General features: G+C 55.2%; 4 protein-coding genes and 1 pseudogene. 1 reads left to right on the forward strand and 4 read right to left on the reverse strand.

Annotation, left to right across the window (positions count from 1 at the left end):
- The 3 genes and pseudogenes from JQ46_RS09510 to JQ46_RS09520 all read right to left on the reverse strand — a co-directional run.
- Nucleotides 1-725, reverse strand: a pseudogene (locus JQ46_RS09510) (malate synthase G); the annotation flags it as partial.
- 27 nt (nucleotides 726-752) lie between these two features.
- Entirely contained in the window at nucleotides 753-1,187 is a 435-nt protein-coding gene (locus tag JQ46_RS09515) for an acyl-CoA dehydrogenase family protein (RefSeq protein WP_051876319.1), read from the reverse strand.
- A 2-nt stretch (nucleotides 1,188-1,189) separates the two neighbouring features.
- Complete coding sequence (locus JQ46_RS09520) at nucleotides 1,190-2,368, reverse strand: MFS transporter (RefSeq protein ID WP_034987674.1); 1,179 nt, start codon at nucleotides 2,366-2,368, stop codon at nucleotides 1,190-1,192.
- A gap of 52 nt (nucleotides 2,369-2,420) precedes the next feature.
- Between JQ46_RS09520 and JQ46_RS09525 the strand changes: the two genes are divergently transcribed.
- A complete protein-coding gene (locus tag JQ46_RS09525; RefSeq protein WP_034987676.1) occupies nucleotides 2,421-3,074 on the forward strand; it encodes a CGNR zinc finger domain-containing protein in 654 nt (217 codons plus the stop codon).
- A 134-nt stretch (nucleotides 3,075-3,208) separates the two neighbouring features.
- On the opposite strand, the gene JQ46_RS09530 is transcribed toward JQ46_RS09525, so the two are convergent.
- A partial coding sequence (locus tag JQ46_RS09530; protein ID WP_034987678.1) for a malate synthase G occupies nucleotides 3,209-4,378 on the reverse strand: 1,170 nt, incomplete at its 5' end.

Here is a 4,378-nt window from a genome sequence, read left to right on the forward strand (position 1 = left end):
ATGTCGGTCGGGTTGGCCTTGTCGCCGCCGAAGCCTGCGTAGACCTCCGGGTTGCGCAGGTGCACATCATTGCCGTCGATGGTGGCAGCCAGCTGGCCGGACTCGACGGCGTACTTGGTGACGTCCTTGTGGGAGCCGGACTCCAGCGGTACAACGCGGTCCAGGAACTCACGGCCCCACTCGATGACCTTGTCACCGCGAACCTTGTTGTAGCCGGTGCCCTTCTCCTGGCCGTTCTCTTCAGAGATAGCGTCGGTTCCGTAGAGGGCATCGTACAGGGAACCCCAGCGGGCGTTCGCTGCGTTCAGCGCAAAGCGGGCGTTCAACGCCGAAATAACCAGCTGCGGGCCGGCGGTCGTGCCGACCTCCGGGTCGATGTTCTGGGTCGTAATCTCGAAGTCACCCGGTTCGTCGACCAGGTAGCCGATCTCCTTTAGGAAAGCCTTGTACTCCTCCGGATCCTGAGCACCCTTGTGGTCGGCATACCAGGCATCCATCTTCTTCTGCAGCTCGTCGCGAGTGTTCAGCAACTCACGGTTGCGCGGGGTGTACTCCTCGACGATCTTGCCGAAGCCATCCCAGAACTTCTCCTGCTCCTCGGCGGAATCCTTGCCGATGGCGGGAAGTACCTCAGTGTTAACGAAGTCGTAGAGAGTCTTGGCAACCTGAAGGCCGCCGGCAGTTACGCGCTCGGCACCTTGAGAAATAGCGGAATTAGAAATCATTGTAGAATAGTCCTCTCGAGAAATTATCTAGTAGGATCGGCGCACACCAAGAATATTGTTGGCTACATAATTCAGAATCATCTCCTCACTGACAGGCGCCGTTCGAAACAAACGGGCCGGCCAAAATAATTCTGAGACGCGATAATCCTTCGCAAATCCGTTGCCACCATGGGTCTGGATCGCCCGATCAACGCTCTTTACCGCAGCCCTAGCCGCAGCGAATTTGGCATAATTCGCACTAGCGCCACAGTCTCCGCCGGAATCGAAATCTGAAGCCGCACGAAAAGTCATATTCCGAGCCAACTCAATATCTATTTTGACCTCTGCGAGTGGATTCGAAATAGCCTGATGGGTGGATATAGGAGCACTCCAAACCTCGCGAGACTCTGCATAGGCAACGGCTAAGTCAAGCGCGCGAAGGGCAATGCCATTACAAAAAGCAGCCCTAATGCCAATCTTCATTTTTAGGCACTCCTTGTCTGGTCAATATAGCTCTGCCGGGCAAACACAGACCCCACCGCAACCATTAGAACCACTCCTAACGCCATGCATAGGCTTGCAATCGGCAATCCGGTTAGATCGATGAGGTACCCACCTGCCAGAGGAACAACACTCGCAGCGGCATACGTACCCAAACTCAAAAGTGCTGTTGCTCCAGGCACCGAATCTTCGGCAACCTTTTGATGGATCAGTCCAAAGCTGCCCAAATTACTAATCCCTTGCCCTGCACCTATAAGTACCGCGCTTAGAATCAGGAACCATAAGCTCTGTTGCGTCATTGCTGCGCCAAAGATGCACATCGCCAACGCGATCAGCACCATAGAGAATCTGATGTGCGCAAGGCTGTGGAGTCGACGGACTAGACTCTGCGCGATCGGGCTAACCGCATACATACCTCCTGCAATCAGGCCAGCACCCAGGGGCCCGCTTGTTTCACTAATTCCGTTGAGAAGTGTTGGAGACAGTGCCAAAACAATTCCAGCAGCTGTCATTCCCGGACCAAAAGCCCCGAGACCAGCAATAACAACGCGCTTGTCTCTCTTCCTCAACCCCTTGTGAGGCAACAAGTCTCGCGTGGGCTTACGCTCCGTCTCCAGCTCTGTTCCGATCACTACCAGCGATATTGCGAGAAGGAGAGCCATAAGAACGAAAACCGTCTTCGTCGGCCATGGAGCCAACTGCGCAACCACGCCTGCAAACAATGGTCCGCCTGCCAGCCCTATTGCGATACCTAACGTAGCCGTGAGCGTAGCTTTAGAGGATTCATCCTTACTAGCCATACTTTGCACAGCAGATGGCCCTAGCACCAAGAGGGCTCCGGAGCACAGACCGGTAAGGATCCGAGCCAGTAGAAGTATTGGAATACTGTCCGCTAAGACGTAAAAGAGGCACGAAACAATACCGAGCACCACAGCCACTTGCTGCGTACGCTTCCTTCCCCAACTATCACTGAGCCCCGGTGCCAGCAAGAAGGCTGGCGCGAGCCCCCCAAGGTACATGATGAAGATGAGCGTCAGCGTCCCTGCAGAAAAGCCAATATCCGCACGCCACAGTTCCATCAGCGGGGTCGCGAGGTTCGGCAGCATGAATCCAGCCACCAACGGAAACGCATACAAGGCCAGAGGAAGTGTGCGACGTGTCATACTCCAACACTAACCCCCTGAGGGGGTTAGTTCAAGAGGTACTGTAGATTTTATGAATACTTCATCCACAAACCAGCTTCGCCAGCTTTCTTTTGTGTTTTATGGCGAGCGGCCTGCTCTTGACTTTGCGAATACCCTTCGGCGCCGTAAAGATCCGCTGCATCCTACGGTCGACCTTCTCGGCGATAGTTCTGACTTCGCCAGCTGGCTTAACCAAGCTCGCCGAGCAACGTCTTGGGCCCGCGAACTTCCTGAGCTTGTGGAAACTCCAATGCCCATTGATCAGGAAAGCGTTACGGCGCTTCGCGAGGCAGTTCTACTTTTGGCAGAGCATAGCCTCGGCATGAATACGCTCTCCTCATTCGAGTTAAACTCCACCATCGATGTACTCAACGAATGGTCCACTAGGCGACCTTTACTTCAGTTGGATACTCAGTCCTTCTCTCCGCATCTGCTTCGCAGTGAAGAGTCGGATCTTAGGAAGACACTGGCAAAGAATCTTGAGCTGGAGCAGGCATTAGGTTTTGTCGCTGCCGACGCGGTTGCACTTTTCGGAACTAATGACCGGCAGCGATTGAAGATATGCGGCCACGAGCGTTGTGGAATTCTCTTCGAGGATCGCTCTAACGGCCTGCGGAGGCAGTGGTGCTCGATGAAGGACTGTGGCAATCGGGCTAAAGCCCGTCGCTACTCTCATAACAAGTAACCCGGGCTCTTAACCAGCATCTATTCTGCACCAGTCAAAGAGAAAAACCCCGCCCCAAGGCTCCGTCAACAGCCTCAGAGACGGGATCTAACTTGCAGGGGGGTGGAGAACGAACACCCCCTAGATGTAGCTAATTAGGCGATGCCGTTTTTAGCCTTAAACTCCAAACGACGGGCATGCAGAATCGGCTCGGTGTAACCAGCCGGCTGCTCCAGACCCTTAAACACCAAATCCTTCGCAGCCTGGAAAGCCACAGACTCATCAAAGTTCGGCGCCATGTTGCGGTAGTTCGCATCACCAGCGTTCTGCTCATCCACCTTCGCAGCCATACGCTGCAAAGACTCCAGAACCTGCTCCTCAGTCACCACACCATGCTTCAACCAGTTAGCCAAGTGCTGGGAGTTAATACGGCAGGTAGCGCGATCCTCCATCAGGTCAATGTCGTGGATATCCGGGATCTTGGAGCAACCAACACCCTGCTCCACCCAACGGACCACATAACCCAGAATGGACTGGGAGTTATTATCAATCTCCTCGGCGATCTCCTCAGCAGACCAATCAGCAAACTCCGCCACCGGAATGGTCAGAATGTCACCCAGAGTCTCACGACGCCCCTCCGTGCGCAGCTTGTCCTGCACCTCGAAAACATCCACCTCGTGGTAGTGGGTTGCGTGCAGCGTCGCACCCGTCGGCGACGGAACCCATGCGGTGGAAGCGCCCTCCTTCGGCTGGCCAATCTTCTGGGCCAGCATGTCAGCCATCAGCTCAGTCTTGGCCCACATGCCCTTACCGATCTGCGACTTACCCGGCAGACCATGCGCCAGACCAGCATCCACATTGTTGTCCTCGTAAGCGATCTTCCACGGCGCGGTCTGCAGATCCGCCTTACGCACCATCGGACCAGCCAGCATGGAGGTGTGGATCTCATCACCAGTGCGATCCAGGAAGCCAGTGTTAATAAACGCCAGACGCTCCTTAACCTGTGCGATGCAAGCATCCAGGTTGGCGGTGGTGCGACGCTCCTCGTCCATCACACCAACCTTCAAGGTGAACCGCTCCAGACCCAGCAGATCCTCCACAGCACCGAACAGGTCGTTGGTGAACGCAACCTCGTCCGGGCCGTGCTGCTTCGGCTTCACAATGTAGATCGAACCATTACGGGAGTTACGCAGCGGGTTGTTCTCATCCAGACCCGGGATCGCAGCAGCCGAAGTAATAACGGCATCCATGATGCCCTCGAAAATCTCCTCACCATTCTGATCCAGGATCGCCGGGTTCTGCATCAGGTGGCCAACGTTACGCAC

This window comes from Corynebacterium jeikeium (genome assembly GCF_000738175.1).
In the GTDB taxonomy this organism is placed as follows: Bacteria; Actinomycetota; Actinomycetes; order Mycobacteriales; family Mycobacteriaceae; genus Corynebacterium; species Corynebacterium jeikeium_C.

Excerpts from the sequence above, each read along its gene's own strand:
- JQ46_RS09515 (WP_051876319.1), bottom strand. The coding sequence starts at position 1,187 with ATGAAGATTGGCATTAGGGCTGCTTTTTGTAATGGCATTGCCCTTCGC.
- JQ46_RS09520 (WP_034987674.1), bottom strand. The coding sequence starts at position 2,368 with ATGACACGTCGCACACTTCCTCTGGCCTTGTATGCGTTTCCGTTGGTG.
- JQ46_RS09525 (WP_034987676.1), top strand. The coding sequence starts at position 2,421 with ATGAATACTTCATCCACAAACCAGCTTCGCCAGCTTTCTTTTGTGTTT.